This is a genomic window from Streptomyces sp. 8K308 (assembly GCF_004348315.1).
In the GTDB taxonomy this organism is placed as follows: Bacteria; Actinomycetota; Actinomycetes; order Streptomycetales; family Streptomycetaceae; genus Streptomyces.
Window position 1 is genome coordinate 1 of sequence record NZ_SMKC01000512.1, and the last position, 3594, is coordinate 3594.

Below are 3594 nucleotides of genomic sequence, written 5' to 3' on the forward strand. Positions count from 1 at the left end.
CCTCACCTGGAGAGTGCTTCTTTCCGTGCAACCAACAGGACCCTCGACAAGTCCCATCGTTGCAGGTCAGGAGCACTCTCCGCTTATTTGACCAAGCCTCGGACACCCACCCTGTGAAAGCGCGAGGCTAGGTTCGCCGCTGGACTTCCTGGCACCGTTGGGTCACCCTCGCCATGCTCGCCCACGCCTTCCTCGCCGTCACCGCAGCCGCCGAACGACGAGACCACCCAGTGCCCGAAGACCTGATCCCGCTGACCGGCAACGAGCTCCAGCATCTGTTCGCGGCGCTGATCAGCCCGGTCCACGACCTCGCGCACCGACTCCGCTGGTCGCGGTGGCGACGGCGCCACCAGGCCCGCGCCCGCGCCTTCCACTACCGACGACAAGCAACCGCTCAGCTATGATCTGACGCAGAGTCATGCGGTGGGGGCCAGGCGCTGCGGCAGCGGTGCCATCGCGTGAACGGCGCCCGGAGTGAGCGCGGCGCCGTAGTGCGCGCCGCTCAGGCCAACCGGTAGCATCGGCAGCGGCTTGGTGCAGCCGGCCGCTCGCGCCTTTCAAGGTTGGGTGAATGCACCGTGGGTCGCCTCGCCTCGGCTCCCTGAACGCGGCGCCAGCCGACAACGCGAGCATCGGCAGGATGGGCCGCGTGGAAAGCCGACGCGATGACGTCCCCTACCACTGACCACGCCAAGAAACTCGCCAAACTCCTGCGCGAGGACCTTGCCACAGCGGGGATCGCGATCCCGCACAGCCTCGCGCTCGAACTGATCGCCCACCAGCTCGGCACCAAGGACTGGAACGTACTCGCCGCCCTGGCGAGCCGGGCTGGGAGCCCTGCCACACCGGAGATCAGCCCGGGCGTGCCGGTCCTGCGCGTCATGTCCGTCGCACAGGCACTGCCGTTCTACCGTGACTTCCTTGGCTTCGCCCTGGACTGGGAGCACCGGTTCGAGCCCGGGTTGCCACTGTACGTGCAGGTATCGCGCTCGGCAGCCGTGCTACACCTCTCCGAACACCACGGCGATGGCGCCCCCAACAGCGTGGCCTGGATCCCGGTGCGCGACGTGTCCGCGCTCCACAAGGAATTGCTTGCCCGACCGAACGCGCCGGTACGTCCCGGAATCGACCCGGACGCGCCCGGAGGGCCGACGCTGCAAGTCATCGACCCGTACGGCAATGTCCTGAGGTTCGCGCAGCCGCCATCCGCGCAGTAGCCGACCCCGGCAGAGCGCGCCGCAGCACGCAGTGCGCTCTGTCGACACAATCCCCCACACGGACACTCCACCGAGAGACGGCAGCCAGATCACGATCTACGGCTGGAGTATTAGGAGGTTCCTTGCCATGAAGGGCTGATGATACCAAGAGTTCTAAACATGCCTGGTTAGCGGGCACCTCGCTGCATCCAAGGCTACCCGAATCAATTGCCACACCACATGGTGGATCCTGGCTGAGTGGCGCTGCCTTGGGGATTCCATGGCCCCGACGAATCTCATGATCCACTCTATGTGGAACCACACACCCTTTCACGGGCAGCCAGTGCGTGCTTCACACCTTTCTGCACACGCTCAACAGCATATTCCATGCCCCCATCAATAGCACCTCGAATTGCCTGATCCTGCAGCGCGCGGGCTCGATCCCCCAGCCCCAGAAAGGCAGAATATGCGCTCGCCAATTCCAGCCGAGGCAGTTCGTTCCACGGCCACAAATCTAGGCGCTTGGACTCCGCTAGATCGTCGGTAATGAGGGCCAACAGATCGACTGGTTCACCAACCGAGAGGAAGAATTCGTCACAGAGGTCAGAAAGCAGTGCCAGAACAGCCGCCTCAACTTCTTCATCCCCCGACCTATCTCCCGTCAACTCAAACCGCCCCACCCCAGGATTTCTGAGACGGTACAACTTACTCAAGGAAGCTGACACCACCCATTCCCTACGCGATGAGGTAACCGAACTCAAACCGGGCAGGCCGAGACTGAGGGTGACATCGAACCTGTAGCAGCCTTCCATCGCAGTCTTCTCAGGCTGGAAGGCAACTACACGAAGAAGCTTATCCTCACGAATGAGGAGTCGCCCCTTCTTGCTGAAACCGTACTCCCCCTTCATCAGAGATGCGACCTTCGCAATCAACTGCCTCATGTCACCATTCACCCAAATCCCACCTTACTGAACTCGCTGATAAGAAATAGTGCCACTGGCGCCGATCCGGTAGACCCACAACTGACCTGAACCAGTCGGGACTCCCATTTCCTGTTCGTATTCCCTCAGCTCATTTCGTCCTCGCCGGATTTGAGCACGCGTGTCCGGCTTCAGTTCGATCGGCACTCGAACGCCGGTAGCAGGATCAGTGTAGCCTCCGTCCGGACGCAAGCCGCTCGGCAAGGTGAACTCACCCTCATATCCGACTTGCGAACGGCTATCCAACAGGTCACTGAAGTCTCGGTGCACCGACCGACCTGTCGCAGCAGCCGAGTTATTTCCACTTGTACACGATGACGCGTTGTGCACAAGGACCGGTGTGCCACCCGCAAGCACATAGTACGTGTGGGAGCCTTCGACAGTGAGATTGTAGACCGCCGCTTCAACGGTTCTGGCCTGGACTGCTGATATCTGCACGTTGGTTCCGGTGCTGGTGCGGAGCCTGGCACCTGGCGTGAGCTGGCTGGCATCGATCCAAGCATCGAGTTTTGGAACCCAGAAGGGATGCCCCTCAGTTGCAGTGACGGTGCTGGTGGTGCCCTGTTCGGTGGCGATGGTCAACGTCACCAGGTCTTTTTGACCGCTTCCGGATATTTCAGCCGTGACAGTACGCGCACTCGTCTCACCCGTCTCCGGATCGGTCGCCAGAACCTCATCGCCGATCTCGACTTCCTCAATCGGCCGAGATGTTCCGTCCGCCATCACCACACGCGTTGCTGGAACAAAGCTGTTGCAGTCCGTATCGGCACGCCGAAGCCTCTTGATGGCATCCTTGAGCCTATTCGCCGCCCTGCCCCAGGGCAGCAGTTCCGTCAGGCCTGAAAGGCACTCAGCACTGCCGAGCCCGGATTCGACACATGCGGCCCCGGGGATCTCTGGCGAAAATGTATCGACGAAGCCATCGAGCACCCTGTCCCAGTAGTTGTCCATGCTCCCGAACATCCTGTCGAGGCCACCGATAGGGTTTGTGAATCCGAAGATCCCGGGGGCTGATGGTTCGTCGTCTGGGTCGTTGGAGGTTTGGTAGCCGATCTGGGTGAGGGTGGTGGATCCGCCGCCGCTGTAGCTGGGGCGGTAGCCGTATCCGGTGCGGCTGCCGGCGTGTCCCTTGGCTCTGAAGCCGATGTTCTTGGTGGAGCTGGCCCTGCCGGTGGTGGGCTTGGTGGCCTTGGATGGTCCCAGGTTCTTCTTCCAGGGAGCCAGGCCGGTGGGGTCGGTGTAGGTGGTGGGGTTGTTGTTGGCGTAGGTGTAGCCGTGGAGTTGTTGGGGGTCGGTGAGGTCCATCAGTGGGTCGAGGGAGATGAACCTGCCGAGGGCGGGGTCGTATTCGCGGGCTTGGAGGTGGGTGAGGCCGGTGTTGTCGGTGATGCCGCCGACGAAGCCGCGGGTGCCGGGCC

At 62.2% G+C, this 3594-nt stretch carries 3 protein-coding genes and 1 pseudogene; 2 read left to right on the forward strand and 2 right to left on the reverse strand.

Annotation, left to right across the window (positions count from 1 at the left end):
• Positions 1–131: 131 nt before the first annotated feature.
• A pseudogene (locus E1265_RS34945) lies at positions 132–404 on the forward strand (IS701 family transposase); the annotation flags it as partial.
• Between the two features lie 261 nt (positions 405–665).
• Positions 666–1217 carry a glyoxalase superfamily protein gene (locus E1265_RS40085; protein WP_132934975.1) on the forward strand — a complete coding sequence of 184 codons (552 nt, stop codon included), beginning with the start codon at positions 666–668 and terminating at the stop codon, positions 1215–1217.
• Between the two features lie 287 nt (positions 1218–1504).
• Here E1265_RS40085 and E1265_RS34955 read toward each other — a convergent pair whose 3' ends face one another.
• Together E1265_RS34955 and E1265_RS34960 are read right to left on the reverse strand one after the other, a co-directional pair.
• Entirely contained in the window at positions 1505–2149 is a 645-nt protein-coding gene (locus tag E1265_RS34955; RefSeq protein ID WP_132934976.1) for a hypothetical protein, read from the reverse strand.
• A 12-nt stretch (positions 2150–2161) separates the two neighbouring features.
• Positions 2162–3594 (reverse strand): polymorphic toxin-type HINT domain-containing protein (locus tag E1265_RS34960; protein ID WP_279571494.1); only part of this gene is annotated, 1433 nt, incomplete at its 5' end.